Origin of the sequence: Microbacterium sp. RU1D, from assembly GCF_900156435.1 — a bacterium.
Lineage (GTDB): Bacteria > Actinomycetota > Actinomycetes > Actinomycetales > Microbacteriaceae > Microbacterium.
Genome location: NZ_FTPQ01000001.1, coordinates 1,179,475 through 1,204,483, shown reverse-complemented (window position 1 = coordinate 1,204,483; position 25,009 = coordinate 1,179,475). Strand labels below are relative to the sequence as shown.

Sequence of the window (25,009 nt, the reverse complement as noted above, 5' to 3'; positions counted from 1 at the left end):
TCGCGCCCCGAACGGAGAATCGCGCCCCAAACCGGAACTTCAGCGCCCGGCACGATGAACGCGGGCTACAGCTTTGCGATCGGCGCGATCTTCACCAGCAGCTTCTTCGGCCCCACGGTGTCGAAGCGCACGTGCGCCACGCGCTTCGCGCCCTCGCCGGTGACGGCATCCACGCGACCCTCGCCGAAGTCGTCGTGGCGGATGCGATCGCCCGCCGCGAGCTGCATGTCGCCGTTGTCGCGGACCTTCGCCGGGATGCGGTTCGGGAACTTGCTCGGGTCGGCCGGCGCGCGCTTGGGCAGCGGGACGAGGTCGTCGCCGTAGCGGTTGCCGCCGCCGGGTTGACCGGGACGCCGACCGCGCGCGTTGAGTGCGCGCGACTGCGAGCCGCCGCGGCCGTTGACGTCGCCGGGCGACTGGCGCCAGTCGATGAGGTCGGCGGGGATCTCCTGCAGGAACCGACTCGGCATGGCCACCGTGACCTCGCCGAATTGCGCGCGGGTCATCGCGAGCGAGACGTGCAGGCGTTTGCGGGCACGCGTGATGCCGACGTAGAACAGGCGCCGCTCCTCCTGCGGCCCGCCGGGCTCGTTGGCCGAGATGCGGTGCGGCAGCAGGTCTTCCTCGACGCCGGTGAGGAACACCGCGTCGTACTCGAGGCCCTTCGCGGTGTGAAGGGTCATGAGCGAGACCGAGCCCGACGCGTCGTCGAGGTCGTCGGCATCCGCCACGAGGGTCACCTCGGTGAGGAAGTCGATGATCGTTCCCTCGGGGTTGTTGCGCGCGAATTCGCGCGTCACCGCGATGAGCTCGTCGAGGTTCTCGAGGCGCGCTTCGTCTTGCGGGTCTTTGCTGGCGCGCAGGGCGTCGAAGTAGCCGCTCTTGTTGAGCAGCAGCGTGAGCCCCTGGGTGACCGAGGTGGAGGGGGCGAGCTCTCCGGATGTCGGCAGCATGACCGCCGTGGCCTCGGTGAGCACCGCGTCGAGCTGGTCGATGGCTTTCTGCAGCTTCGGGCCGACGCCGAGCTGCGGCGAGTTGGCCAGGGCGTCGCGGAAGGTGATGTCGTGCTCGGCCGCGTACCGGGCGATCGCCGTCTCGGTCACGTCGCCGATGCCGCGTCGCGGTCGGTTCAGGATGCGGCGCAGCGCCATCGAATCGGCCGGGTTGGCGACCGCCACGAGGTAGGCGAGGGCGTCCTTGATCTCGGCGCGCTCGTAGAACTTGGTGCCGCCCATGATCTTGTAGGGCACCGCGGAGCGGATGAAGATCTCTTCCAGAGCACGTGACTGCGAGTTGGTGCGATAGAACACCGCCACCCCGGAGTAATCGACGCCCTTCTTGTGCAGCGCTTCGATCTCGTCGGCGACGAACTGCGCCTCGTCGTGCTGCGAGTAGCCGGTGAAGCCGATGATGGGGTCTCCAGCGCCGACATCGGTCCAGAGCTTCTTGTCTTTGCGATCGAAGTTGTTCGCAATGACGGCGTTGGCGGCCGAGAGGATGTTCTGCGTCGAGCGGTAGTTCTGCTCGAGCAGCACGACCTTGGCGCCCGGGTAGTCGCGCTCGAACTCGCTGATGTTGCGGATGTCGGCGCCGCGGAACGCGTAGATCGACTGGTCGGAGTCACCGACGACGGTGAGGGACGCCGCATCCTCTCCGGCCGGCTCGGCGTCGAAGATCATCATGCCGCCGGAGGAGAACGGCTCGGCGTCGGACCCCGGGGGCCGGGTCAGCTCGTGGATGAGCGCGTACTGCGCGTGGTTCGTGTCCTGATACTCGTCGACCAGGATGTGCCGGAACCGCTTTCGGTAGACGTCGGCGACTTGCGGGAACGCGCGGAAGAGGTAGACGGTCTGCGCGATGAGGTCGTCGAAGTCGAAGGCATTGGCCCGCTGCAGCTCGCGCTGGTACGACGAGAAGATCTCGACGAAGATCCGCTCGGCGGGGTCGCTCATGTTGGCGGAGCGCGCGTACGACTCGGCATCCGCCAGCTCGTTCTTGAGCTTCGAGATGCGGCTCTGCGTGCCGGCCGGGGTGAGGCCGAAGGAGTCGCCCTCGTGCTCCTTCACGAGACGCTTGATGAGCGCCCGTGAGTCGCCGGAGTCGTAGATCGTGAACGACTTGGTGAAGCCGAACTGCTCCGCCTCGCGGCGCAGGATGCGCACGCACGCGGAGTGGAACGTCGAGATCCACATGCCGTCGGCCTTCTGCCCGATCAGCTGATGCACGCGCTCGCGCATCTCGCCCGCGGCCTTGTTGGTGAAGGTGATCGCGAGGATCTGGCTGGGGTACGCCTCGCGCGTGCGCAGCAGCGAGGCGATGCGGCGGGTGAGCACGCTCGTCTTGCCCGAGCCGGCGCCCGCGACGATGAGCAGCGCCTGGCCGCGGTAGGTGACGGCCTCCCGTTGCGGACCGTTCAGCCCCTCGAGCAGATCGGCGTCGGGTCGGGCGGCCGACGGTGCGGAACCGCCGACGATGAGGGGCGTGGAGGCGTCGGTCATGGCGCGTCCAAGTCTAGGCGGGGGCTCCGACATCGGACCCGCCGGCCGGCGGCGTCGGCGCGCTCACGGCGAACAGCCCCGCGGCCACGCCCGCCGGCCCGTGCCACGCGCGGCATCCGCGACCCGGGCCGCAGAGCGCCCGACACCTCAGTACCCGGCGCGACGGCCCACTAGCGCCACCCGGACGCCTTCGTTGAGCCCGGCCCTCACCCGGGACGCCGGCGTTACGCCCGTCCCTCGCCCGCAGCGCCCGACGACAGCAGCGACTGCGCGCGCGAGAAGTGCTCGGCATCCACCGTGACGTCCCAACGCTCGGCCTCGAAGCCCTGCACCGACGAGAAGTCGCGACGCCCGCCGGTGAACGCGTGCCCCGCGAAGCCGAAGACCGCGCCCCAGACGGTGCCGAGCACGAGGCCGAGCAGCACGAAGCCGAGGAAGCCGCCCACGCTCAACAGACCGATGAGCACGCCGATCATCAGGCCGAACCAGGCGCCCGAGGCGGCGCCGAGCAGGGCTGCACGGCCTCGGGTCAGGCGTCCCGTGACCTGCTCAACAATCCGCACGCCGTGACCGACGATGGCGGTGTGCTCGACGGGGAAGCCTGCGTCGGAGAGGCGGTCCACGGCGGCCTGCGCCCCCGTGTAGTCGCTGAAGCTCGACAGGACGCGACGTTCGGGGGTGGCGCGGGTGACGTCGGACATGATCGGTTCCTTCCCTCGGAATCTCCACGCTAGACGCCCGGGGCGACGTGCGGAGGGCGCTTGCACCACCGCCGTCGCTCGATTAGGCGGGCGCTGTCAAACCCGTGGGGTACCCCGTCGCAAGCCGCGATGATGGTCGCATGCGCCTCATCCTCAACGTCCTGTGGCTCGTGCTGTCGGGCTTCTGGCTCTTCCTCGGCTACCTGACCGCGGGGGTCGTGCTCTGCATCCTGATCGTGACGATCCCGTGGGGCATCGCCTCGTTCCGCATCGGGCTATACGCGCTCTGGCCGTTCGGCCGCGAGATCGTGTCGAAGCCGACCGCCGGCCTGGGGTCGGCCCTCGGCAACGTCGTGTGGGTCGTTCTCGCGGGCTGGTGGCTCGCCCTCGAGCACGTGATCACCGGCCTCCTGCTGTGCGTGACGATCATCGGCATCCCGCTCGGCATCGCGAACTTCAAGCTCGTGCCGGTGTCGCTCTTCCCGCTCGGCAAAGAGGTGCGCGACATCCGCCGCGGCGGACCGTTCGATCAGACGCTCGGTCGCTGAGCGACAGCGAGCGACTCGCGCGCGCCCGTCATCGGAGCGCACGGCTTCGGCGTGGGGACGTCAGAACGAGAGGCCTCATCGCGCGAGGCGTCAGCGCGTGCCTGTCGTCATCGAGCCCAGCGTCAGCGAGCCCGTCGTCAGCGCGCGTGGGCGTCAGCGCGTGCGGCGCTCGTACACGCGGCGCGGCAGGGCGAGCAGGATGCCGACGACCGTGGCGATCACGCCGATCGCGGCCGCGACACCGACGAGCTCCATCGGGAACGCGCCGTCGCGCATGCCGGTGAGGCGCGCGAGATCCCACGGCAGGATGCCGACCTGTTCGTTCCAGGAGCGCAGGGCGTCGCCGGCGCCCGCCAGGGCGATGGTGCCCGCGGGCAGCGCGGTGCCGATCCCCACGCCGGCCAAGGCGATGCCGGCCGCCCGGGGTCGGCCGAGCTGCGGGGCGAGCGACCACCCCGCGACGACGAACACCCACGCCAGCAGGGCGAAGGCCACCATCAGGTAGAGGATGCGCGCGGCCGGCGCCGACCACAGCGTCGGCCAGACGCCGTCGGGGCCCGAGAGCGCCACGGCGAGGAGTGCGACGACGCAGCGCAGCACGAGCGCCCCTCCGACCGCGGCGATGATGGGCCACGGCGATCGACGCCCGAGCAGCAGCCGCACCGCGGTGGCGAACAGGAGCCACCCGAGGACCGCGATGGCGACCCCGAACAGCCCGTCGCGCGGGGTCTGGACGATGCGCGTGGTGACGAGCAGCCCGCCGGGCACGAGGATCATGAGCCAACGATCCAGCGGAAGCAGACCCAGGCTCGACTCCCGGGCACGCCACGGTCGCGTCGAGGCGATCCACGTCGCACGGGCGGCGGCGGCCCCGGGTCGGCGGACCAGGCGCGTGCGGGCCGCGAGCATGCCGATGACGAGCCACGCGACGCCGAGCGCCAGGAGGACACGCGCAAGCCATTCGGTCGTGGAATCGACCGTCGTGGGCACGCGTGTGAAGGGATCCACGAGCACGGCGATGATCGCGCCGAGGGCCAGGAGGATGCCGGCGGTGCCCAGGGCCAGCATTCCTCGCCCCGTCGTCGTCGCCATGGGTCAACGTTACCCGGCGCCGCCTGAGCGTCCGCACGGGGCGGGCGCGGCGGTGAGCGCCGCGCCGAGAAGACCCCCGCACCGGGGCCGTCGGCGCGGGATGACCTCGACGCGACGCGGCGTCGCCCCGGACCGAACCGGGCACGACGGCAACGCCGCGCCGGCTCGAGGGCGATCCCGTGTACCGTTCAGCCGCGGTCGTGGAGGGTGACGTGGTAGCCGTCGGGGTCGGCGAAGGTGAAGGTACGGCCGAAGGGGCCGTCGATCGGGTCCATGACGATGCGGTGCCCGTCGGCCGCGAGCGCGTCGTGGATCGTCTGCACGTCGGTAGCGTGCAGCCAGACCGCGACGCCGAGGCCGGGCTGTGTGACGCCGGTCAGGTCGGTACCGGGGGCGAGGTCGCGGAGCGCGAAGGCGATGGGGGCCGTGGTGAACACGACGGCGTGCGGCGGGCCGGCGGGCGAGCGTTCGAGGCCCAGGTAGCGCTCGTAGAACGCCTGGGACGCGGCGAGGTCGCGCACCTGCAGGGAAATGAAGTCGGGACCGGTGGCGGGCATGGGAACTCCTCTGTATGTCAGTTACCTGACAAGTAGCGTATGTCAAAATACTGACATGACGCAAGAGCGGATCGACCTCGACACCTCCCTCGGCTACCTGCTGAAGGAGGCGGCGAGCGCTCTGCGCGCATCCATGGAAGACGTGCTCCGCCCGCTGGGCATGACGATCACGCACTACTCGTGCCTCGAGCTGCTCGCTCAACGCCCCGGCCTGTCGAACTCAGACCTCGCGCGCGGCGCCTTCGTCACCCGCCAGTCGATGAACGTGCTTCTGCAGGCCCTCGAGAGCGACGGCATCGTCGAGCGATCCGCGACACCGCCCTCCGGCAAGGCGCTGCCGACACGTCTCACGCCGAAGGGTCGCCGCTCCCTCGAGGCGGCGAGCGCAGCGGTGCGCGAGGTCGAGCGCCGCATGCTGAGCGGGATGACGGATGTCGAACAGCAGGCGGCCCGCCACGCGCTGCGCTCGATGGTGTCCGCCCTCCGACCCTGACACCCGGCCGAGGATTGTGTAACAATCCACCCATGCTCCCCGCCCTCGCGATCCTCACTGCCGCGCTGTGCTTCTCCACGACGGGCACGGCGCAGGCCCTCGCGGGGGTCGACGCCTCGCCCATCGCGGTCGGTGCCGCGCGGATCGTGGTCGGCGGCGGCATCCTGGGCCTGCTCGCCCTCGCGCGACGATCGCCGTCGCGCCCCGCGTCGGGATCGCGGGCGTCGACAGCGACCCTGATCGCGCTCGGCGCGCTCGGCGTACTCGCCTACCAACCGCTGTTCTTCCTCGGCACGCGCGAGAACGGCGTCGCCATCGGCACGGTCGTCGCGCTGGGGTCCGCCCCGATCGCGACGGGGATCGTGGATGCCGTGCGCCTGCGCCGCGCCCCCTCCGCGCGCTGGATGCTCGCCACCGCCATCGCCCTCGCCGGCGTCGTCCTCGTGTCGGGGGTGACCGGCGGCACCGTGGCGCTCTCCCCGGGCGGCCTCCTCGGATCGGTGGGCGCGGGCGTGTCGTACGCCCTCTACACGGTGTGCGGCAAAGCGCTGATCGACAGGGGGTGGGGTTCCACGCGCGTGATGGGGACCGTCTTCGGCGTCGCCGCGGTCGCGAGCGTGCCGATCCTCGTGATTGCGGGAACGTCGTGGCTGCTCACGCCGCACGGCCTCGCGCTGGCCCTCTGGTTGGGCGTCGTCACGACCGCGATCGCTTACCTGCTCTTCGGGTGGGGCCTCGCCCGCCTCAGCGCGGTGACCGTGTCGACCCTCACCCTCGCCGAACCCCTCGCGGCCACCCTGCTCGGCCTCCTCGTGCTGCACGAACAGCTAACTCCGGTCAGCACCCTCGGCCTCGCGCTCATCGCGGTGGGCCTTGTCGTGGTGTCCGCTCCCGCCCGTCGGCGCGAGGAGGTCCCGGATGCCACGGCCCGAGCCTGACGCGTCGGCGCCGGGCCCCCGCACGGCCGACGTCGTCGCCGACGCCGTTCGCATCGGCATCCTGTCGGGGGAGCTCGCTCCGGGCACGCCCTTGCGCGAGGAGGAGCTGAGCGCGACCTACGGCGTCTCGCGGCATACGGCGCGCACGGCGCTCGCGCGGCTCACGGCCGAGCGACTCGCCACCGCCGAGCCCTACCGCGGCGTGCGGGTCTCCTTGCTCGACGACGACGCCCTCATCGCGCTGCAGCAGCTGCGGTGCGCTCTCGAGACCGAGGCGCTGCGGATCGTCCGCGACCGCGGCATCCATCCCCCCGGCGTCGACGCTGCGCTGGACGACCTCGCCGCGGCGGAGGTGTCGGGCGACTGGACGGCGACGCTCGCCGCGCACGCGCGCGTGCACCTCTCCCTCGTCGACGCCTCCGGCAGCCCGCGGATCGCCGAGGAGTACCGCCGCCTCGACTCCGAGATGCACCTCCTGCTCACGCACGTGCGGCCGGCGTACGCCCCGGGCGGACTCGCGCAGGAGCACCGCTCCTACGTGACCGAGGCGCTGCGCGACCCCGAGCGCGCCGTGCGGGCGCACCTCGAGCACTCGACGCGGGCGATCATCGACGGGCGGCGCGGGGGCTGAGCGACACACCGCGACACCTCCCGTCATGCATCGCAACGAGCCTCCGCCGTGTCGGCTGTCGGGGTTAGCGTGGGGGCACATCGCGGCGATCCGGGCGGTCCCGGGCCTCGGCTCATAACCGGAGGCGTGGCGGGTTCGACTCCCGCCGTCGCGTCCGCTTCCCCGTCGCCGGGTCCGCGCGCACGGGCGTCAGTCCCCCACCACCTGCCATGCTGGAGGAATGACCTCCCCCGCACCCCAGGACGTCTCCGTCGGCAGTGAGATGATCCGCCTCGGACCGTTCCTGAAGTTCGCGGGGATCCTCGACTCGGGCGGAGACGTCAAAGTGGCGATCATCGACGGGTACGTGCAAGTCAACGGCGAGATCGACCGCCGCCGCGGGCGTCAACTGCAGGCCGGCGACGTCGTGACCTTCGAGGGCCGCTCCTTCCGCGTGCAGGTCTGATCGGCGCGGGCTCGCGGAACGCGCGAGAGGCTCGCCTCCCCCGAATCCGAGACGGGCCCTCCGCACGCAGAGGGTGTCAGGGGCGGAAGACCGCCCGCACGCACCCGTCGGTCTTCTTCTTGAACATCGCGTACCCCTCGGGCCCCTCATCGAGCGGCAGGACATGGGTCGCGAGATGCTCGGTCACGAGTTCGCCGCGCTGCATCCGCTCCAACAGCATGGGGATGTACCGGTGCCCGTGCTGCTGCGCCGACCGCAGGGTGAGCCCCTTGTTCATCACCGCTCCCAGCGGGAACTTGTCGACGAAGCCGCCGAAGACCCCGAGGACGAAGAGGCTCCCACCTTTCCGGACCGCGAAGATCGCCTCGCGTACGGCCGTCGGCCGATCCGTCTGCAGACGCAGTTGCTGCTTCAGCTGGTCGTAGGCGAAATCCGGACCGTCGTGGTGAGCCTCCATCCCGACCGCCTCGATGCACACGTCGGGGCCGCGGCCGCCGGTCAATTCGCGCAGCTCGGCGGTGACCTCGCTCGTCTCGTAATTCAACGTCTCGGCGCCGATCACTTCCTCCGCCTGTCGCAGCCGCTCCTGGAACCGGTCGATCACGATGACGCGTTCCGCGCCGAGCAGGAGCGAGGCGCGGGCCGCCATCTGGCCCACACCGCCCGCACCCCATACCGCCACGGTGTCACCGGGCTGCACACCGCCCAGGTCCGCTCCCATCCAGCCCGTGGGGGCGGCATCCGAGGCGAAGAGCGCCCGCTCATCGCTCACGCCCTCCGGGACGGGGAAGGCCCCCTGGTCGGCGTAGGGCACGCGGATGTACTCCGCATGGCTGCCGGCCCACCCGCCGAGCGCGTGGGAGTAGCCGTAGCAGCCGCCGGGAGCTTGACCCCACAGCATCTCGGGGATGCCCGCGTTGGGATTTCCGTTGTCGCAGAGCGAGTACAGCTCGTTGCGGCAGTACCAGCACTTCCCGCAGCTGATGAAGGAGCAGACGACGACACGGTCACCGATCTTGTGCCTCGTGACGGCCGAGCCCACCTCGACGATCTCGCCGATGAACTCGTGCCCGAGCACGTCACCGGCGCGCATGGTGGGGACGTAGCCGCCGAGCAGGTGCAGATCCGACCCGCACGTCGTGCTGAGCGTCACCTTGACGACGGCGTCGTGGGCGTTCAGGATGCCGGGATCCTCGACGTTCTCGACCGACAGTTCGTTCACGCCGGTCCAACACAGAGCCTTCACAGCACACCCTCGCCCTTTGCCTCGTCCTCCGCCTTGTCGACCGCGCCACCGAGCGGGGTCGGCGGGCGTTCCCCGTGCGGTCTCGGCGTCGCGCGGAGGATCTCCCCCGTCTCGAACACCTGTTTGGCATCCCGAAGCGCTGTCCGGAGGACTCTGCCCGGGTCTTGCCCGCTCGCGAGTTCGGTGTCCGAGCGCACGCGAGCATGCACCTCGAAGCCTTTGTCGCCCGGGGCGGGTCGGACGCGGATCTCGAGGGAATCCGCTACCGCTCGAAGCGGGTCCGGATACCCGCCACTCGGGAAGTCGTCGGCATCACCGAGGATCGTGACCGCCTTCCACCCCTCGGGGTGCTCCGCATCGCCGTCGGACTCGCGCTCCTTCTTCACGAGGGTCCGCGCCACGAGGCCCGCGGCGACCCCCGCGATGCCGACCCCGACGCCGACGGCCGCAGCCGCTTTGCCCGCCATGATCAGGCCGCCTTCTCGGGCTTGAGGACGACCTTGGTCCACCCGTCGTCGCGATTGTCGAAGTGTTCGTAGGCGTCGGGCGCCTCGTCGAGCGACAACTCATGGCTGACGATGAACGACGGCGTCGCCTTGCCCGCGGCGATGAGATCGCGCAGCTGCCGGTTGTACTTCTTCACCGGCGCCTGCCCGGTCCCCATGGTCTGGCCTTTGAACCAGTACAGTCCCATGTCGAAGGCGACCTGCCCCTGCTTCGCCAGGTCGTCGGCGGCTCCCGGATCCTGCGGGATGAACACGCCGACCGTGCCGATACGGCCCGTGAACCGCACCGACTGCACCAGGCGGTTGAGCGTGAGGTTCGGCTGCTCGTCACCGCCCGAGTCGTGCGCCTGATAGCCGACGCACTCGCAGCCGTTGTCGGCGCCCAAGCCCATCGTCTGGTCGAGCACCGCCTGCACCGGGTCGACCTGAGAGTCGTCGATCGCGATCGCCCCGATGGACTCCGCCAGACGCAGCCGATCCGGATGCCGATCCACGACCATCACCTTTGCGGCGCCCTTGATGGTGGCCGAGAGCGCCGCCATCAGTCCCACCGGTCCCGCGCCGTAGATCACCGTCTGATCCCCCGGCTTCACCCGGGCCATCTCCGTGGCGTGGTACCCGGTCGGGAAGATGTCGGCCAGCATCACGTAGTCGCTCGACCGCTCTTCGGCATCCTCCCCCAGGCGCAGGCAGTTGAAATCGCCCCACGGGACCCGCAGCAGCTCGGCTTGACCGCCGGCCCACGGCCCCATGTCGGCGAACCCGTATGCCGCGCCGGCAAACTCCGGGACGGGTTGGGCCGTGAGGCAGTAGTTCGTGAGTCCGCGCTCGCAGTTCTTGCAGTGCCCGCACGCCACGTTGAAGGGCAGCACCACGTGATCGCCGACTGTGACCTTGTCGACGCCGGCGCCGACCTCGATCACCTCGCCCATGTTCTCGTGACCGAACCACCGCCCCGTCTCGAAGCTGGTCCGCCCCTCGTACATGTGCAGATCCGATCCGCAGATGTTGGTCGTCGTGATGCGCACCAGGACGTCGGTGGGGCGCTCGATACGCGCATCCGGAACGTCTTTCACCGTGACCTGCCGCGGCCCGTCGTACACGACTGCTTTCATGTTCGTTTCCTCCCGTGAGTGACGTGTCTTCGGATGAGCCGCGAGCCGTGCGCCCGACGACATCTCCATGTCACTCCCGGCGCGCGGGCGCCACCATCGGCAGATCGACCCATCCGGACCGCGCGCCAGGCCGTGGTCAAAGTCGGGGTGCGCGTGGTACCTCGGTCACAAGAGCCGCGGATGCCGCCGCGGTCTCCGCTCCTCGATGACGCGAAGGTGGTCGACCCGTGATGCGAGACGCCGCACTCCACCTCGCCGAGATCGCAGCGCGTCCGGGCCGCGTGCACGAACGGGCCCAGGCGATGCTCGACGAACTGCACCATCACATCCCGTTCGACGGCGCGTGGATGGCCCTGGCCGAGCCCGGGGGAACCGGGTGCACGTCACTGGCGAGCACCGATCTCGACGCGTCGAGCGTCCGATATCTGAGCGGTCCGCAGATGGCGCGCGACATCGAGTTGACCGGAGCCGACCGCGTTCGACCGCCGACCAGCCTGTCCGATCTTCCGCCCTCGGCGAGGGATCTGCAGACGTGGGCCGAGTGCCTCACCCCCGCGGGGTTCCACGAGGCGCTGTCCGTCGCTCTCTTCGAGGACGGCGGGCGGCACGTCGGATTCGTGACGGTCCTGTTCCGGGGTACGGAACCGCCCTCGCCGACGCTGCGGCGGCAGCTCGGCCGCCTGCTTCCCGAGCTCGCCGCGGGCATCGACCCGGTCCGGTCGCTCGCGGCGTCCGTCGCGTTCGTAAGCGGAGCGCATGCGGGCGTGATCCTCCTGCCCGACGGCGGCGTCGCTCCGCTTCCGGGCCTCTGCGGAGACGACCTCCTCCACGCCCGGTCCGATCTCGTCGACGCGGCGCGCGACGCTCTCGACGAGGGGCGCACGTACGCCGCCTTCCTGTGGCCGCGCGGATCCCGACACGCGCCCGACGGGTATGAGCGGGTCACCGTGCTGGCCTGCGAGCAGGACCTCGACTCCATCGCGTGCGGGGTCGTGGTCCTCTCCCCCGCGCGACACCTGCGGGGGCTGACGCCGCGCGAACTGGAGGTGCTGGGCCATGTGATCGAAGGATGCTCGAATTTCGAGATCGCTCGTGCCCTCGGGGTCGCTCCCCGCACGGTCGCCGCGCACCTCGAGCACATCCTGTTCAAGCTCGATGCCACTTCCCGCGCGCTGGCGGCGGTGCGCGCCGAGCGGGCCGGGCTCTACATCCCCCTCACCCCGGCTCGCACGCCATGAGGGCCGAACAGCGCGTCCGCGCGAACCACCTGGAACCGAACCGGAGGCCCTGACATGTCCCACCTCTCGATGAAGGCCGGTATCGGCGCCATCGCCGGACTGCTGGTCGCCCTGGGCGCCGTCCTCCTCGGCGTCCCCGAGCTCTCACCCCTCCTCGGGTGGGTTACCGCCGCGGCGGTGTTCCTCGTCTGGGCGTGGTCGCGGGCCTGGCCGGCCGACAGCGCGCGCACGCGCTCCCTCGCGCAGCACGAGGACCGGTCGAGGAAGCTGGTCGACGCCCTCATCATCACGGCCACTCTTCTGAGCGTGATCCTCGTGGTCTTCGCGCTCATCCGCAGTCAGCAGCAGGACCTCGTCGGGGCGACGGCCGCGATCCTCGCCGTCGTCGGCGTCGTCGCCGCCTGGGCGCTCGTCAACACCGTCTACGCGTTCAAGTACGCCCGCATGTACTACATCGACGACACCCACCGCTTCGATTTCGACCAGGACGAAGACCCGGCGTACAGCGACTTCGCCTTCACCGCCTTCTCGATCGGGATGGCCTACAGCGCCAGCAACATCACGCAATCGTCGACGCCCTCCCGCCGCATCGCGATGGGGCACGCACTTCTGTCCTACTTCTTCGGAACCTTCGTGGTGGCTGTAGCCATCAACCTCGTCACCGGGCTCACGCAGAGCGGGTGAGGATCCTTCCCGTCCTCCTCGCGCGGGCCCCCGGCAGGCCCGCCTACCCCTGGCGCCCCTTGAACCGCGGGTTCAGCTTGTTGATCACGAAGACCTTGCCGCGCCGGCGCACGACCTGCGCGCCGGGCTGCTTCTTCAGGGACTTGATCGATGCGCGAACCTTCATGGCATCCTCCTTTTGATAACCGTTCTCAATAACAGGCTAGGGTGTTGCCCATCCCGAGACAAACGAGAGGTGGATGCCATGCCCCGCACGATCGCCATCATGGGCGTGTGCGCCCCCGAACGTCGGGCGTACGCGGAACGCACCGCGGTCACCCTGGAGCGCCCGCTTCACCTGCTGCGCTTCGCCGACCTGCGTGCCGCCCACGCCCTGCCCACCCCGCGACCGCGCGCATCGGACGCGCACGCGGTCGTCGACTTCGGTACCGACGTCGACCTCATCCATGCGCTAGTCGCCCGCGGCGGAGCCGAGGTCGAGGCCGTCTGCATCGTCGACGCTCGCCACATGGTCGGCGATCTGCTCGACGACGCCGCCCTGGCGGCATCCGTCACAGCCGGCGACACCCGCGGCGACGTCGGCGCCCGAGCCCGCCAGGCCGCGCTCGCGCTGGAGCTGGCGACCCGCATTGTCTGGATCAACTGGGACCAGGTCCCCACGCATGCCCTCGCCGTGCAGATGGCGCTGGCCTCGCACCTGAACCCCACCGCCGTGCTGCGGCTTTCGCGGGACCCGCTGGCCGACCTGCGATCGCCGGCGTCGCACGAGGGCGAGCTGCTCGAACGCGCGGGGTGGGTGAGCGCCCTCAACGGTGCGCACGACCCCTACATGCGCGACAACCGCGTCGCCACGCTCGTCTACGAGCAGGTGCGACCGTTCCACCCGCAGCGCCTGTCCGCCGCTCTCGACCGGCTCGACGACGGAGCCGCCGGGCGCCTGGTCCGCTCGGCGGGGTTCTGCCGTCTCGCTTCGCGTCCCGGCATCCTGGCCCGCTGGGAGCACGTCGGCTCCGCGATGTGGATCGAACCCCTCGGCGCCGATGACGGCCGTATGGGCCTCGGCCAGGAGATCGCGTTCACTGGTCTCGACCTGTCGGCGCCGCGCCTCGCACACCTCCTCGATGCGGCCGCCCTGACGGACGGCGAGCTGGCCGCCGGGCCGACGACGTGGGTGTCTTTCGCCGATCCCCTTCCGGCGTGGCCGGCGGTGCAGTCCTCGATCCCGGATGCCGGCGACTGACGCGACCGTGTCGTGTCAAGCCGGTTCGTCCGACCGGCGCGGAGGAGCACCGTGGAGACATGAGCACTCCTGACATCCCCTCCCGCCACGCCGACGACGCCCGCGCCGACTCCGCCGCGCCCACCGACGCCGTCACCGACGAGGTCCGTGAAGACGCCGCCGAAGCCGAGGAGCACGTCGACCTCGACGACCACACCGGCGACGCCGTCAAGCCCGACTCGGGCTTCCCCGCGGCGGACGGTCACGCCTGACCGCGACCGCGTACGTCGGCATCTCGGGGTGGCGCTACCCGCGGTGGCGCGGCGACTTCTACCCGCGCGGGCTCGTGCAACGGCGCGAGCTCGCGTATGTCGCCGAGCGCCTGCGCAGCGTCGAGCTCAACGGCTCGTTCTACTCGCTGCAGCGCCCCTCGAGCTACCAGCGGTGGCGTAGCGAGGTGCCCGACGACTTCGTCTTCGCGGTGAAGGGGTCGCGCTACGTCACGCACATGCTCCGCCTGCACGGCGTGGGCACGGCGCTCGCGAACTTCTTCGCCTCGGGGGTGCTCGCGCTCGGCCCCACGCTCGGTCCCTTCCTCTGGCAGCTTCCGGAGCGCGTCGAATTCGACGCCGCCGAGCTCGACGCGTTCCTGGCGCAGCTGCCCCGCACCACCGGCGAAGCCCTCGCCCTCGCCCGGCAGCACGACGAGCGCCTCGAGGGGCGCACCTTCCTCGAGGTCGATGCCGAGGTGCCCCTCCGACACGCCCTGGAGCCTCGCGCGCAGTCCTTCGCCGACCAGCGAGCGGCCGACGTGCTGCGCGCGCACGGTGTCGCGCTGGTGCACGCCGACACCGCGGGGCGGTGGCCCGCCTTCGATACGGTGACCGCCGACCACGTGTACATCCGCCTGCACGGCTCGCGGGAGTTGTACGCCAGCGGCTACACGGCCGAGGAGCTCGATGCGTGGGCCGAACGGATCCGGGGCTTCCTCGACGGCTCCCCGGACGGCATCCCCCGCGACGTGTACGCGTACTTCGACAACGACGCGCGCGGCCGGGCTCCGCACGACGCGATGGATCTCGCGGCCCGTCTCGCCTGACGCACCCGCCGACTGCCGCGCTTCCGGCTGCTCCGATCGCCAATCAGGATGCCGCGAGCGCGCGGCCCAGGGCATCGCCCGAGGTCCACGCGGTGCGCACCGCCGCGCTCTCGCCCCAGGCGTCGCCGCAGGCCGACAGGCCCGGCGAGCGGAAGAACGGCCGCCCCGTCGTCTCGGCGGGGCGCGCGAAAGTCCACCGGTGCGCGTACATGGCGACCGGGTCGTCGTCGAGGCGCAGCAACCGCTTGGTCGCGGCCACGACGGGTGCGATCGCGGCGTCGGGGTCGTCGAGGTGGCGGTGTGCGCGCTCGGCCGTCGTGTGCACCACCAGCACGGGGGCGCCGTCGCCGCGCCGGTCGCCGTCGTCGGCGAGGAACGACACGTCGGCGTCGTCGGCGGCGAAGGCGCCGTGCAGGTCGGCATCCCACCGCCGTTCGTCCCACCGCAGCACCACGGCGATCACGGGCTCCCACTCGTGCTCGCCACCGGGGGCCTCGCCCGTCAGACGCGCGGCCTGCGGTGCGGGCATGGCCAGCACCGCCTCGCCGGCCTCGTCGCCGTCGACGCGGAAGGGCTCGACGCGCTCCACCACGCGCTCGGATTCGACGTCGAGCCCTTCGGCCAGGTCGAGCGCGAGGGAGCGCAGTCCGAGCGGGGCGGCCCACCGCATCGGTCCGGGCTTCGGGGTGTGCGAGCCGTCGGGCTGGATCACCTGGAACGTGTCGGTCCAGGGGCGCGCGAGCTCGCGCTCCTCCCAGTCGGCCACGACGTGGGCGAAGCCCTCCGCCTCGCCGACGACGAAGTACGAGGCGCCGAGGTCCGCTGCACGCCCGTCGATCGTGCGGCTGGACAGGCGCCCGCCCACGCGGCGACCGCGGTCGAGCACGCGCACCGTCCGACCGGCATCCTGAACCGCCCGCGCGCACGCGAGACCCGAGAGACCGCCGCCGACCACCGTCACGTCCACCGTCATGACGTCATCCTCGCTCGCACGAGTCAGCGGGCCGGCGGGGTTGCGCACCGCACCTCGCGGGCTCCGGACGACGCCTGGGCGCGGCACCCCTGAGGAACGGAGCCCGAACGCGGCGGGACAGGAGGGTCCCTCCCGACGGCGCCGCGGAGTCAGGACTTCTGCACGGCGCCGAAGAACTCCACCCCCAGATCGGGATGATCGACGAACACCCCGTCCAGCCCCGCCTCGCTCAGCACGCTCCACTCGCCGCGGTAGTCGCCGAACGCGGCCCTCCCTCCACCGCGGCGGTACGCCGGGAGGAGGAAGGCGTTCTCGGGACGACAGGTCCAGGTGAACACGCGCAGCCCGCGCTCCTGCGCCGCGCCGACGAACGCCGCCGGTCCTTGCCCGCGCCCCCACTGGTCGGGGGCGAGGATCAGCCGCTTGTCGGGGCTGATCCCCTCGACCTCGTCGGCGAGCGCGTCCATGCCCTGCGTGGTGAGCATCGACGCATAGGTCGCCGCGTCGGAGCCGTCGCGCTCACGCAGGTCCCACGGCGCCCCGTCGGCCTCGATCAGCTGCACGAGCGGAACCCGGATGCCGAGATCCCGCAGCCGCGCGAGCACGAGAGGCTCGAACGACTCGATGACGAGCGCATCCACGGCATCCGCCCAGCCACTCTCGCGCAGCTCGGACACCGCGAGCTCAGCCATGTCGAACCCGAGGCGGGCGAAGGCCGCGGCGTGCTTGATCTCGAGGACCACCCCGACGCCACCCTGGCGCGCGACGTCGAGCACGTCGCGCAGGCGCAGCACGGGCTCGGCGTCGTCGTGCGCGGCGCTCAGGGGCCGGATCGCCGGGATCCGTTCGCGGCAGCGCAGGGTCTGCAGCTCCGGCCAGGTGAAGTCCTCGGTGAACCACCCCGTCAGGCGCTCCCCATCGACGGTCTTCGACGTGCGGCGGTCGGTGAACTCGGGCCGGCTCGAGACGTCGGTCGTCGTGGAGATCTCGTTCTCGTGCCGCACGACGAGCACGCCGTCCTTCGAGGGCACGACGTCGGGTTCGACGGCATCCACCCCCGCTGCGATCGCACGGAGGTAGGACGAGCGGGAGTGCTCGGGGAGGTACCCGGGGGCACCGCGATGACCGATGACGACAGGCACCTCGTCACGGTAGCGAGCGCGGGTGAACAGGACGTCCGCTCAAAGCAGAATCCCAGTCAGCACAGGGATTCTCGCGGGCCCCTCGGCTAGTGTTGTGTGACAGCACGGTGCTGTGATCACCATCTTTGGAGTGTGAGTTCCCGTGGCCCTCAACAACCCGGCATTCAACAACCCGGCGTTCCAGGACCCTCGAGCCGGTGGCGCCCAGACGCGCTACAGCCCGCCCCCGGCCGTCGATCCCGCCGCCGCCGCCTCGATCGAAGGCGCGTACGCCGCCCCGTCGGCGAGCGCCGTCGACACCGGCCGCATGACCGTCGAAGACACGGTGATGAAGACGCTGGCCCTGTTCGGCATCCTCGTCGTGACCGCCGTCGTCGGCTGGATCTGGACGATGAGCGGCGTCACCGCCACCAACCCCTCGCCGAACGTGCTGCCGATGGTCGTAGGCGGTCTCGTCGGCTTCGTGCTCGCGATGGTCGCGACCTTCAAGAAGAAGCCGTCGGTGCCGGTTTTCGTCGCCTACGCGGCGTTCGAGGGTCTGTTCATCGGCGGTATCTCGGCCTTCTTCGAGTTCCAGCTCCCGGGCATCGTCGTTCAGGCGACTCTTGCGACGCTCGCGGTTGTCGGCGTCACCCTCGCCCTGTTCGCCAGTGGCAAGATCCGCGCGTCGAAGCGCGCGACGAAGATCTTCCTCATCGCCATGGTCGGCTACCTGGTCTTCAGCCTGCTCAACGTCGGTCTCATGCTCTTCGGCGTCCTGCCCGAGGGCATGGCGTTCGGCCTGCGCAGCGCCACCATCGCCGGCATCCCGATCGGCCTGATCCTCGGCGTCCTCGTGGTCATCATGGCCGCGTACTCGCTGGTGCTCGACTTCGACCAGATCCAGCGCGGCGTCCGCAACGGCGCTCCCCGTGTCTACGGCTGGGTCGGCGCCTTCGGCATCATGGTCACCGTCGTGTGGCTGTACGTCGAAATCCTGCGCATGATCGCGATCGTCCGCGGCAACAACTGACGCACCGCGTCTGACGCACCGCGTCGACGCACCGCGTCGACGCACGAAGGGCCGTCCCGTTCGGGGCGGCCCTTCGTCGTCCCCGCTCTCTTCCGCCTCGATCGAGTGTCCAAAACACCCGGACGCCTCGAGAAGCCGTCCGGGTTTCCTGGACGCTCGATATTTCATGGGCCCCCGTCGTCGCTCGCACCGCAGCCGGCGAGCCGCACGTCGTCACGCGTCCCAAATGTCCAAGACACCCGGACGCCTCAGACAGTCGCCCGGGTGTCTTGGACACTCGCCCCCGGTCGGCGTTCCGCACCCACCCCGTCCCTTGCGCAAGGGGTGCCGGCTCCGGATGCCGCGGGGCTAGCCTCCCGGCATGAGCCCCGCGAAGACTCCCGCCGAGATCCTGGACGTCGACGGTCACGAGGTACGCGTGACCAGCCCCGACCGCGTCGTCTTCCCCGAACCCGGACTCACCAAGCTCGACCTCGTGCGGTACTACCTCTCCGTCGCCGACGGTGCCCTACGCGGGGCGGGCGGCCGCCCGATGGTCTTGAAACGCTTCTCGAAGGGCCTCGACCAGGAGCCGTTCTTCCAGAAGCGCGTACCCGAGAAGCACCCCGACTACATCGACACCGCGACGCTGCACTACGCCTCCGGCACGTCCGCCGAGGAGACCGTCATCCGCGATGCCGCGGGCCTCGCGTGGGTCGTCAACCTCGGCTGCCTCGACCTCAACCCCCACCCCGTGCGGGCGGAGGATCTCGACCACCCCGATGAGCTCCGTGTCGATCTCGACCCCATGCCGGGCGTGGACTGGTCGCAGATCGTCGACGTGGCGTTCATCGCGCGGGACGTGCTGACCGACCACGGCCTCACCGGGTGGCCGAAGACCTCGGGGTCGCGCGGACTGCACATCCTCGTGCGGATCCGACCCGAGTGGGAGTACGCCGACGTGCGGGTCGCCGCCGAGACGCTGGCCCGCGAGGTCGAGAACCGCGCCCCGGGGCTGGCGACCGCCCGGTGGTGGAAGGAGGAGCGCGGCGAGAGCGTCTTCGTCGACTTCAACCAGAACGCGAAGGACCGCACGGTCGCCTCGGCGTACTCGATCCGCGCCCTGCCCGACGCGCGCGTCTCGACGCCCCTGACCTGGGACGAGGTGCGCTCGCGCCGCCCGGAGGAGTTCACGGTGCTCACGGTGCCCGAGCGTTTCCGGACGATCGGCGACCCCCACGCCGGGATCGACGACAGCGACGGATCCCTGGACGCCCTCCTCGCCCTGGCGAAGCAGCTCGGTCCCGCCGACAAGCCCCCGCGCGGCTCCGACGGCTCGGGCCGCCGCACGTCGACGATGCCCCTCATCGAGGTCGCCCGCACCAAGACCAAGCCCGAGGCCCTCGACGCGCTCGAGACGTGGAAGACCCGGCACCCCGACGCGGCCGCCGAACTGCACCCCGCCGACGTGATGGTCGACGGCATGCGCGGCTCGAGCTCGCTCTGGTACCGCGTGCGCGTGAACCTGCAGCACATTCCGGATGCCGACCGCCCGGCGCAGGAGGATCTGATCGCCGACTACGACCCCTGGGCCGGCCGCTCCGGCTCCTGAGCGGTCTGCAGGGTGCCCATCAGGTGGCTGATCCCGTAGCGGTAGGCCTCGTCGAGATCGCCGCCGAGACGGAAGGCCCCGGCGAGCTCCATCGTGACGAAGCCCGTCGCCCACGCCGTGAGCAGGCGCGCCGCGTCGAGGGCGTGGGCCGGCCCGACGGCGGCCTCGGTCGCGCGCAGCACGGGCGCACTCGTGGCAGCGAGCCGGTCGGCATCCACCAGGTTCGTGAACAGCAGGCGGAACGCCTCGGGCCGCTCGCGGCCGAAGTCCCGGAACGCGAGGAGGGCATCATCCAGTCGACCGGATGCCGCCTCGAGTCGCCGGGTGAGGTCGTCGGCGGCCTCCTCCCCCACCAGCCGCAGCAGGGCATCGCGGTCGCGGACGCGCTTGTAGAGCGAGGGCGCCTTGACCCCTACCGCGTTCGCGACGGCCTGCATCGTGACCGCAGCGGGCCCGCCGTCCTCGAGCAGGCGGACGGCCGCGCGGACGATCCGTTCGGTCGATGTTCTCTCCGGCGTCGGCATGACCCCTCCCTATGGCTATGCACATAAGCTATCATGGCTAACGTTCATAGCCATCGACGAGGAGATCCCCATGCAACTCGGCCCCGCACTCCACCGCATCGGTAACGACATCGTCGCCGCGTACCTCATCGTCGAGCCGGAGGGCATCACCCTCATCGACGCCGGCCTCCCCGGCATGTACGCCGACCTCCGCCGAGAACTGGATGCCATTCGCCGACCGATCGACGACATACGCGGCGTGGTGCTCACCCACGGCGACAGCGACCATATCGGCTTCGCGGAGCGGCTGCGCCGCGACCACGGCATCCCCGTCTACATCCACTCCGCCGACGCCGACCGCGCGCAAGGCGGCGACAAGCCGCAGACCCCGGCCGGCCCGATGCGCTTCGGGCCCCTCCTGCGCTTCGCCGCCTTCGGCATCCGCAAGGGGATGCGACCGCAGTGGCTGACCCAGGTGCGTGAGGTCGCCGACGGCGACACGCTCGACCTGCCCGGGGAGCCACGCGTGATCGGCATGCCCGGCCACTCCGCCGGGAGTGTCGCGGTGTTCTCGCCCGCGGCCCGCGCGGTGTTCGTCGGCGACGCGCTGACCACCCGTCACGTCCTCACCGGCCGTACCGGCCCGGGCCCCGCACCGTTCACCGACGATCCCGCCGAGGCCGTGGCGTCCCTCTCACACATCGAACACCTGGATGCCGATTGGGTGCTCCCCGGGCACGGCCCGGCGTTCCACGGCTCTCCCGCGGCCGCCGTGCGCGCCGTCCGAGGGGCCGCGCGCGCCTGAGCTCAGCGGCGGCGCGGCCGCGCCAGCGCGTCGCTACACGCGGCGGCCAACGTCCGCATCGCGCGCACGGGGCTGAGGGTGGCCGCCGCGTGCACCGCTTGGGACGACAGTCGCTCCCGCGTCTCGGCGTCCGTCAGCACGCGTACGAGGGCGGAGACGAGCGCGTCCTCGTCGCCGTCCGGGACCAGGATGCCGCCCCCCGCGGCCAGCATGTCGCGCGGGCCGTAGCGGATGTCGTAGGCCACCACGGGAGTCCCGTGCGCCAGGGCTTCGGCGAGCGCGAGTCCCTGTCCTTCGAAGGCCGAGGTGGTGAGGTAGGCCGCAGCGCGATCGAGAACGGCGCCGGCGTCGTTCGTGAGCCCCGGAAGGATCACGGCATCCGCCAGCCCGAGCTCGGCGACGAGGGTCTCGAGTTCGTCCCGCTGGGCGCCGGCACCCCACAGCTCCAGTCGCGCCGCGGGTACCTCGGTGACGACGCGCGCGAACGCCCGCACGGCCGCCGGAAGACGCTTGCCGGGAGCCAGACGCCCGAGCACCACGACGCGACCCGCGTCGCGATCCCCCGCGGGGACGACTTCCGCGGGGCCACGGACGGCGTGCGGAGCGACGAGATCGTTCGCCGAGCCGCCGAAGCGTTCGCGCACGTCGTCGCGCTGCTGCGCCGTCGGCCACAGCACGGCATCGAAGCGTGGCGCGATCTCGAACCAGCGCGTCCAGAGCGCGTTCAGCGCCGAATCGGGACGGTACGGGGCGTCGAGGTGGATCGTGTGCACGGTGTGCAGGATCCGCACGTCGTCGTCGCCCCATCCCACGATGAGCTCCCCGAGCTGTCGCGATTCGCAGATGATCACGACGGGACGCCGTTCCTCCTCCCGCAGCTGCGTCGCGACGTGCGCGAGCCACGCACGGTAGAGCGCTCCGAACCCGTCGATCACGCCCACGGGTTCGCCCGCGGCATCCCTCACCACGATGGGCGCCGCCGACAGGTGCCAGTCGGGGTCCATGACGTTCGGCAGCGAGACCGCGCCGCCGGCGACGTCACGGTACTCGAGGGCCGGGTCGGGCCGCCCCTCGTGCACCGCCCCGCGCAGCCACGGCGCCGCTCCCCCGTCCGGCGCGACGGCCTCATCGAAGAGGTTGCGGAAGACACCGGATGCCGCTGCGGCCCCCCGCTCGACGAAAGTCCGTCGATGCGCGGCGTGGGCGTCGGCGTCGCCCGGGTCGACGGTCAGCAGGAGCGGTGTCGCCCCGGCATCCGCCATCTGCCGAGCCCGCGCGAGCGTGGAGATGGTGTACCCGCCGTCGAGGTCGGGGATGAGCCTGCTCGAGAGGATGAGGTACCAGGCATCGGGGAACTCAGCGTCACTCACGCCCCCATCCTCCCCCACGAGCGACGGCGGTCCCGCTGCCCGCACTCCCCGCGCGCCCACGCCCCGGGTGTGGGACGCGATCCGTCGTTCGGGGCGCGGAAATCATGCCCCCACGAGAGAATCACGCCCCAACCCCCGCGCGCCGCAGGCGCGCTGTACCCCCATCGGCGGACGGCAGAGCAGCGACGCCGCCGCCCGGTGGAGGGGGTCGTCTTCGGGTCGATCGGGGAAGGAGACCCGCTCTCGACCCATACCTCCCGGCCGGGTCGGCGGAGCGCGCACGCCGCCGCGAACGCGAGGCGAAGGGGCACCGTCTCCGGGTCGATCGGAGAAGGGGCCCCACTCCACACCCCCACGCTGAGGACAGAGCAACGACGCCGCCGTCCGGTGGAGGGGTATCGTCTTCGAGTCGATCGGGGTAGGGGCCCCGCTCTCGACGCGAAGATGACACCCCGGAGCCGGACGACGGCGCCGTTGCGGGGTCAGGAGTCAGCCGAAGCTCACTCCCACTCGATCGTCCCCGGCGGCTTCGACGTCACGTCGAGCACCACGCGGTTGACGTCCTTCACCTCGTTGGTGATGCGGTTCGAGATCTTCGACAGCACGTCGTAGGGCAGACGCGTCCAGTCGGCGGTCATCGCATCCTCCGACGACACGGGCCGCAGCACGATGGGGTGACCGTAGGTGCGGCCGTCGCCCTGCACGCCCACCGAGCGCACGTCGGCGAGCAGCACGACGGGGCACTGCCAGATCTCGTTGTCGAGACCGGCCTTCGTCAGTTCGGCGCGCGCGATGGCGTCGGCCTCACGCAGGATCTCGAGACGGTCAGCGGTGACCTCGCCCACGATGCGGATGCCGAGACCGGGCCCCGGAAACGGCTGGCGACCGACGATGGCTTCGGGCAGGCCGAGCTCGCGGCCGATCGCGCGCACCTCGTCCTTGAAGAGGGTGCGCAGCGGCTCGACCAGCTCGAACTGCAGGTCTTCGGGCAGACCCCCGACGTTGTGGTGGCTCTTGATGTTGGCCGTGCCGGCGCCTCCGCCGGACTCGACGACGTCGGGGTACAGCGTGCCCTGCACGAGGAAGCGCACCTGCTCGCCCTCGGCCTTGGCTTCGGCGACGAGATCGGCCTGCACCTTCTCGAAGGCGCGGATGAACTCACGGCCGATGATCTTGCGCTTCTGCTCCGGGTCGCTGACGCCGGCGAGGGCGTTCAGGAACGTCTCACGCGCGTCGACGGTGATGAGCTTCACGCCGGTGGAGGCGACGTAGTCGTTCTCGACCTGCTCGCGCTCACCCTTGCGGAGGAGGCCGTGGTCGACGAAGACGGCGATCAGCTGGTCGCCGACGGCCTCGTGCACGAGGGCGGTCGACACGGCGGAGTCGACGCCGCCCGAGAGGGCCGAGATGACGCGGCCGGTGCCGACCTGCTGACGGATGCGCTCGACCTGCTCGGCGATGACGTTGCCGCTGTTCCAGTCGGCGGGCAGACCCGCCGCCTTGTGCAGGAAGTTCTCGAGCACGTTCTGTCCGTGGTCGGAGTGCTTGACCTCGGGATGCCACTGCACGCCGTACATGCGGCGGGTGTCGTTCGCGAAGGCGGCGACGGGCGTGTGCGCGGTGCGGGCGAGCACCTCGAAGCCCTCGGGCGCGCGCGAGACCTGGTCGCCGTGGCTCATCCAGACGTTCTGCTCCGAGGGCTGGCCCTGCAGCAGCGTCCCCTCGGTGACGACGGTGGCGTCGGTCGCTCCGTACTCGCGGAGTCCGGTGTTCGCCACCTCGCCGCCGAGCGCCTTCGCCATGACCTGGAAGCCGTAGCAGATGCCCAGCGTGGGCACGTCGAGGTCGAACACGTCGGTGTCGAGACTCGGCGCGCCGTCTTCGTAGACCGACGACGGCCCACCCGACAGGATGATGCCCACGGGATTCTTGGCCGCGATCTCTTCCGCCGAGGCGGTGTGCGGCACGATCTCGCTGTAGACGCCGGCCTCGCGGACGCGCCGGGCGATGAGCTGCGCGTACTGGGCGCCGAAGTCGACGACGAGGACGGGACGCTGGGACGTTTCGGTCTGTTCGGTCACCGGGTGCCCTCCGGGGCGGAGACGGGAGCCGAGGCCTGGGCGGCCTCGCGCTCGGCGAGGTAGGCGCGCACGCCGCGGGCGGTGCGCACCTCGAGGATGAAGGAGAGGAACGGCACCACGCCACCGAGGGCGAGGAAGACGAACCGACGGAACGGCCACCGCATCAGACTCCAGACGCGGAAGCACGAAATGAGGTAGACGACGTAGAACCAGCCGTGGGCGACGAGGATCGCGAGCGACACGTTCACACCGTCACCCGTGGAGAGGATCTCGCAGCCGCTGCCGCCGGGTACGAAGAGCGAGAACCACTGGCAGTCGGGGCCGGGAACGGCATCCGCGAACCACAGGAAGCCCCCGGATCCGCCGAGGAACAGCTCCACGTGAATGGGCGTGTACTTCAGGATCATCTCAGCGACCAGCAGCAGCAGGCCGATACCGGTGATGATCGAGCAGATCTGGTAGAACTTCAGGGCTCCGCGGATCGCCGGGAATGAGGCGAGCTTCGGGGCGCGGGGCATGGAT

27 protein-coding genes and 1 tRNA gene are annotated in these 25,009 nt (G+C 70.9%); 14 read left to right on the top strand and 14 right to left on the bottom strand.

The genetic code is table 11. The features are described from left to right. Positions 1-65 precede the first annotated feature (65 nt). Together B0B15_RS05515 and B0B15_RS05510 are read right to left on the bottom strand one after the other, a co-directional pair. Positions 66-2,498, bottom strand: a complete 2,433-nt coding sequence (locus B0B15_RS05515) for an ATP-dependent helicase (RefSeq protein ID WP_076673927.1) — start codon at positions 2,496-2,498, stop codon at positions 66-68. 224 nt (positions 2,499-2,722) lie between these two features. After that, positions 2,723-3,199 carry a YflT domain-containing protein gene (locus B0B15_RS05510; protein ID WP_076673925.1) on the bottom strand — a complete coding sequence of 159 codons (477 nt, stop codon included), beginning with the start codon at positions 3,197-3,199 and terminating at the stop codon, positions 2,723-2,725. Between the two features lie 140 nt (positions 3,200-3,339). Here B0B15_RS05510 and B0B15_RS05505 point away from each other — a divergent pair, with 140 nt between their 5' ends. Beyond that, positions 3,340-3,747 carry a YccF domain-containing protein gene (locus tag B0B15_RS05505; protein WP_076673923.1) on the top strand — a complete coding sequence of 136 codons (408 nt, stop codon included), beginning with the start codon at positions 3,340-3,342 and terminating at the stop codon, positions 3,745-3,747. 153 nt (positions 3,748-3,900) lie between these two features. Here B0B15_RS05505 and B0B15_RS05500 read toward each other — a convergent pair whose 3' ends face one another. Both B0B15_RS05500 and B0B15_RS05495 read right to left on the bottom strand, forming a co-directional pair. After that, positions 3,901-4,839 (bottom strand): hypothetical protein, encoded by a 939-nt coding sequence (locus B0B15_RS05500; protein WP_143016337.1) that lies wholly within the window; start codon positions 4,837-4,839, stop codon positions 3,901-3,903. A gap of 188 nt (positions 4,840-5,027) precedes the next feature. Beyond that, positions 5,028-5,396, bottom strand: a complete 369-nt coding sequence (locus B0B15_RS05495; RefSeq protein WP_076673919.1) for a VOC family protein — start codon at positions 5,394-5,396, stop codon at positions 5,028-5,030. 55 nt (positions 5,397-5,451) lie between these two features. Here B0B15_RS05495 and B0B15_RS05490 point away from each other — a divergent pair, with 55 nt between their 5' ends. The 5 genes from B0B15_RS05490 to B0B15_RS05475 all read left to right on the top strand — a co-directional run bounded on the left by B0B15_RS05490 (position 5,452) and on the right by B0B15_RS05475 (position 7,903). Further along, complete coding sequence (locus B0B15_RS05490; RefSeq protein WP_076673917.1) at positions 5,452-5,889, top strand: MarR family winged helix-turn-helix transcriptional regulator; 438 nt, start codon at positions 5,452-5,454, stop codon at positions 5,887-5,889. Positions 5,890-5,921: 32 nt separating this feature from the next. Next, positions 5,922-6,827 (top strand): DMT family transporter, encoded by a 906-nt coding sequence (locus tag B0B15_RS05485; RefSeq protein ID WP_076673915.1) that lies wholly within the window; start codon positions 5,922-5,924, stop codon positions 6,825-6,827. After that, the gene (locus B0B15_RS05480; protein WP_076673913.1) at positions 6,808-7,458 is read left to right on the top strand and encodes a GntR family transcriptional regulator; all 651 of its coding nucleotides are present in this window, start codon (positions 6,808-6,810) and stop codon (positions 7,456-7,458) included. Before B0B15_RS05485 ends, B0B15_RS05480 begins: the two co-directional genes overlap by 20 nt. A gap of 81 nt (positions 7,459-7,539) precedes the next feature. Further along, positions 7,540-7,612, top strand: a tRNA-Met gene (locus B0B15_RS16465). Between the two features lie 66 nt (positions 7,613-7,678). After that, positions 7,679-7,903 carry an RNA-binding S4 domain-containing protein gene (locus tag B0B15_RS05475; protein WP_076673911.1) on the top strand — a complete coding sequence of 75 codons (225 nt, stop codon included), beginning with the start codon at positions 7,679-7,681 and terminating at the stop codon, positions 7,901-7,903. Positions 7,904-7,979: 76 nt separating this feature from the next. On the opposite strand, the gene B0B15_RS05470 is transcribed toward B0B15_RS05475, so the two are convergent. Genes B0B15_RS05470 through B0B15_RS05460 form a run of 3 tightly spaced genes read right to left on the bottom strand, consistent with a single transcriptional unit; the run spans position 7,980 to position 10,770 of the window. Further along, the gene (locus B0B15_RS05470) at positions 7,980-9,149 is read right to left on the bottom strand and encodes a zinc-dependent alcohol dehydrogenase (RefSeq protein ID WP_076673909.1); all 1,170 of its coding nucleotides are present in this window, start codon (positions 9,147-9,149) and stop codon (positions 7,980-7,982) included. Continuing rightward, positions 9,146-9,616 carry a hypothetical protein gene (locus B0B15_RS05465; protein WP_076673907.1) on the bottom strand — a complete coding sequence of 157 codons (471 nt, stop codon included), beginning with the start codon at positions 9,614-9,616 and terminating at the stop codon, positions 9,146-9,148. The genes B0B15_RS05470 and B0B15_RS05465 overlap by 4 nt, the downstream gene beginning before the upstream one ends. A 2-nt stretch (positions 9,617-9,618) precedes the next feature. Then, entirely contained in the window at positions 9,619-10,770 is a 1,152-nt protein-coding gene (locus B0B15_RS05460) for a glutathione-independent formaldehyde dehydrogenase (protein ID WP_076673905.1), read from the bottom strand. Between the two features lie 230 nt (positions 10,771-11,000). Between B0B15_RS05460 and B0B15_RS05455 the strand changes: the two genes are divergently transcribed. Together B0B15_RS05455 and B0B15_RS05450 are read left to right on the top strand one after the other, a co-directional pair. After that, positions 11,001-12,008: a helix-turn-helix transcriptional regulator gene (locus B0B15_RS05455; RefSeq protein WP_076673903.1), complete on the top strand. Its 1,008-nt coding sequence runs from the start codon at positions 11,001-11,003 to the stop codon at positions 12,006-12,008. Between the two features lie 54 nt (positions 12,009-12,062). Then, a complete protein-coding gene (locus tag B0B15_RS05450; RefSeq protein ID WP_076673901.1) occupies positions 12,063-12,692 on the top strand; it encodes a DUF1345 domain-containing protein in 630 nt (209 codons plus the stop codon). Between the two features lie 43 nt (positions 12,693-12,735). On the opposite strand, the gene ykgO is transcribed toward B0B15_RS05450, so the two are convergent. Then, a complete protein-coding gene (gene ykgO / locus B0B15_RS05445; RefSeq protein WP_056226526.1) occupies positions 12,736-12,858 on the bottom strand; it encodes a type B 50S ribosomal protein L36 in 123 nt (40 codons plus the stop codon). Between the two features lie 78 nt (positions 12,859-12,936). On the opposite strand from ykgO, the gene B0B15_RS05440 reads away from it, so the two are divergent. From B0B15_RS05440 to B0B15_RS05430, 3 genes are read left to right on the top strand one after another with little or no spacing between them, the layout of a single operon-like run. Further along, positions 12,937-13,932 (top strand): GTP-binding protein, encoded by a 996-nt coding sequence (locus tag B0B15_RS05440; RefSeq protein ID WP_076675202.1) that lies wholly within the window; start codon positions 12,937-12,939, stop codon positions 13,930-13,932. A 59-nt stretch (positions 13,933-13,991) separates the two neighbouring features. Then, the gene (locus B0B15_RS05435) at positions 13,992-14,183 is read left to right on the top strand and encodes a hypothetical protein (RefSeq protein WP_076673899.1); all 192 of its coding nucleotides are present in this window, start codon (positions 13,992-13,994) and stop codon (positions 14,181-14,183) included. Then, entirely contained in the window at positions 14,180-15,010 is an 831-nt protein-coding gene (locus B0B15_RS05430) for a DUF72 domain-containing protein (RefSeq protein ID WP_076673897.1), read from the top strand. The genes B0B15_RS05435 and B0B15_RS05430 overlap by 4 nt, the downstream gene beginning before the upstream one ends. A gap of 43 nt (positions 15,011-15,053) precedes the next feature. On the opposite strand, the gene B0B15_RS05425 is transcribed toward B0B15_RS05430, so the two are convergent. Then, positions 15,054-15,983: an NAD(P)/FAD-dependent oxidoreductase gene (locus B0B15_RS05425; protein WP_076673895.1), complete on the bottom strand. Its 930-nt coding sequence runs from the start codon at positions 15,981-15,983 to the stop codon at positions 15,054-15,056. A 149-nt stretch (positions 15,984-16,132) separates the two neighbouring features. Continuing rightward, a complete protein-coding gene (locus tag B0B15_RS05420) occupies positions 16,133-17,125 on the bottom strand; it encodes a glycerophosphodiester phosphodiesterase family protein (protein WP_091366331.1) in 993 nt (330 codons plus the stop codon). Between the two features lie 142 nt (positions 17,126-17,267). Here B0B15_RS05420 and B0B15_RS05415 point away from each other — a divergent pair, with 142 nt between their 5' ends. Then, positions 17,268-18,137, top strand: coding sequence for a Bax inhibitor-1/YccA family protein (locus B0B15_RS05415; RefSeq protein ID WP_076673891.1), 870 nt, complete (start codon positions 17,268-17,270; stop codon positions 18,135-18,137). Positions 18,138-18,498: 361 nt separating this feature from the next. Next, a complete protein-coding gene (ligD, locus tag B0B15_RS05410; protein WP_076673889.1) occupies positions 18,499-19,728 on the top strand; it encodes a non-homologous end-joining DNA ligase in 1,230 nt (409 codons plus the stop codon). Here the strand turns inward: ligD and B0B15_RS05405 are convergent. Next, positions 19,695-20,252, bottom strand: coding sequence for a TetR/AcrR family transcriptional regulator (locus B0B15_RS05405; RefSeq protein WP_076673887.1), 558 nt, complete (start codon positions 20,250-20,252; stop codon positions 19,695-19,697). The genes ligD and B0B15_RS05405 overlap by 34 nt on opposite strands. Before the next feature lie 70 nt (positions 20,253-20,322). Between B0B15_RS05405 and B0B15_RS05400 the strand changes: the two genes are divergently transcribed. Beyond that, positions 20,323-21,036, top strand: coding sequence for an MBL fold metallo-hydrolase (locus B0B15_RS05400; RefSeq protein ID WP_076673885.1), 714 nt, complete (start codon positions 20,323-20,325; stop codon positions 21,034-21,036). A 2-nt stretch (positions 21,037-21,038) separates the two neighbouring features. Here B0B15_RS05400 and B0B15_RS05395 read toward each other — a convergent pair whose 3' ends face one another. The 3 genes from B0B15_RS05395 to B0B15_RS05385 form a co-directional block, all read right to left on the bottom strand. Continuing rightward, positions 21,039-22,406, bottom strand: coding sequence for a glycosyltransferase (locus B0B15_RS05395; RefSeq protein ID WP_076673883.1), 1,368 nt, complete (start codon positions 22,404-22,406; stop codon positions 21,039-21,041). 500 nt (positions 22,407-22,906) lie between these two features. Continuing rightward, on the bottom strand, positions 22,907-24,487 hold the full coding sequence (gene guaA, locus B0B15_RS05390) for a glutamine-hydrolyzing GMP synthase (protein ID WP_076673881.1): 1,581 nt from the start codon (positions 24,485-24,487) through the stop codon (positions 22,907-22,909). Then, positions 24,484-25,005, bottom strand: a complete 522-nt coding sequence (locus B0B15_RS05385; protein WP_076673879.1) for a DUF3817 domain-containing protein — start codon at positions 25,003-25,005, stop codon at positions 24,484-24,486. Before B0B15_RS05385 ends, guaA begins: the two co-directional genes overlap by 4 nt. Positions 25,006-25,009: the final 4 nt, after the last annotated feature.

What these genes read in the sequence shown, in the direction of transcription:
- ykgO (WP_056226526.1), bottom strand. Translation starts at nt 12,858, where the DNA reads ATGAAGGTTCGCGCATCGATCAAGTCCCTGAAGAAGCAGCCCGGCGCG.
- B0B15_RS05455 (WP_076673903.1), top strand. Translation starts at nt 11,001, where the DNA reads ATGCGAGACGCCGCACTCCACCTCGCCGAGATCGCAGCGCGTCCGGGC.
- B0B15_RS05490 (WP_076673917.1), top strand. Translation starts at nt 5,452, where the DNA reads ATGACGCAAGAGCGGATCGACCTCGACACCTCCCTCGGCTACCTGCTG.
- B0B15_RS05440 (WP_076675202.1), top strand. Translation starts at nt 12,937, where the DNA reads ATGCCCCGCACGATCGCCATCATGGGCGTGTGCGCCCCCGAACGTCGG.
- B0B15_RS05405 (WP_076673887.1), bottom strand. Translation starts at nt 20,252, where the DNA reads ATGCCGACGCCGGAGAGAACATCGACCGAACGGATCGTCCGCGCGGCC.
- B0B15_RS05435 (WP_076673899.1), top strand. Translation starts at nt 13,992, where the DNA reads ATGAGCACTCCTGACATCCCCTCCCGCCACGCCGACGACGCCCGCGCC.
- B0B15_RS05485 (WP_076673915.1), top strand. Translation starts at nt 5,922, where the DNA reads ATGCTCCCCGCCCTCGCGATCCTCACTGCCGCGCTGTGCTTCTCCACG.
- B0B15_RS05515 (WP_076673927.1), bottom strand. Translation starts at nt 2,498, where the DNA reads ATGACCGACGCCTCCACGCCCCTCATCGTCGGCGGTTCCGCACCGTCG.
- B0B15_RS05400 (WP_076673885.1), top strand. Translation starts at nt 20,323, where the DNA reads ATGCAACTCGGCCCCGCACTCCACCGCATCGGTAACGACATCGTCGCC.
- B0B15_RS05425 (WP_076673895.1), bottom strand. Translation starts at nt 15,983, where the DNA reads ATGACGGTGGACGTGACGGTGGTCGGCGGCGGTCTCTCGGGTCTCGCG.
- B0B15_RS05450 (WP_076673901.1), top strand. Translation starts at nt 12,063, where the DNA reads ATGTCCCACCTCTCGATGAAGGCCGGTATCGGCGCCATCGCCGGACTG.
- B0B15_RS05465 (WP_076673907.1), bottom strand. Translation starts at nt 9,616, where the DNA reads ATGGCGGGCAAAGCGGCTGCGGCCGTCGGCGTCGGGGTCGGCATCGCG.
- B0B15_RS05495 (WP_076673919.1), bottom strand. Translation starts at nt 5,396, where the DNA reads ATGCCCGCCACCGGTCCCGACTTCATTTCCCTGCAGGTGCGCGACCTC.
- B0B15_RS05480 (WP_076673913.1), top strand. Translation starts at nt 6,808, where the DNA reads ATGCCACGGCCCGAGCCTGACGCGTCGGCGCCGGGCCCCCGCACGGCC.
- ligD (WP_076673889.1), top strand. Translation starts at nt 18,499, where the DNA reads ATGAGCCCCGCGAAGACTCCCGCCGAGATCCTGGACGTCGACGGTCAC.
- B0B15_RS05460 (WP_076673905.1), bottom strand. Translation starts at nt 10,770, where the DNA reads ATGAAAGCAGTCGTGTACGACGGGCCGCGGCAGGTCACGGTGAAAGAC.
- B0B15_RS05385 (WP_076673879.1), bottom strand. Translation starts at nt 25,005, where the DNA reads ATGCCCCGCGCCCCGAAGCTCGCCTCATTCCCGGCGATCCGCGGAGCC.
- B0B15_RS05505 (WP_076673923.1), top strand. Translation starts at nt 3,340, where the DNA reads ATGCGCCTCATCCTCAACGTCCTGTGGCTCGTGCTGTCGGGCTTCTGG.
- B0B15_RS05500 (WP_143016337.1), bottom strand. Translation starts at nt 4,839, where the DNA reads ATGGCGACGACGACGGGGCGAGGAATGCTGGCCCTGGGCACCGCCGGC.
- B0B15_RS05475 (WP_076673911.1), top strand. Translation starts at nt 7,679, where the DNA reads ATGACCTCCCCCGCACCCCAGGACGTCTCCGTCGGCAGTGAGATGATC.
- B0B15_RS05510 (WP_076673925.1), bottom strand. Translation starts at nt 3,199, where the DNA reads ATGTCCGACGTCACCCGCGCCACCCCCGAACGTCGCGTCCTGTCGAGC.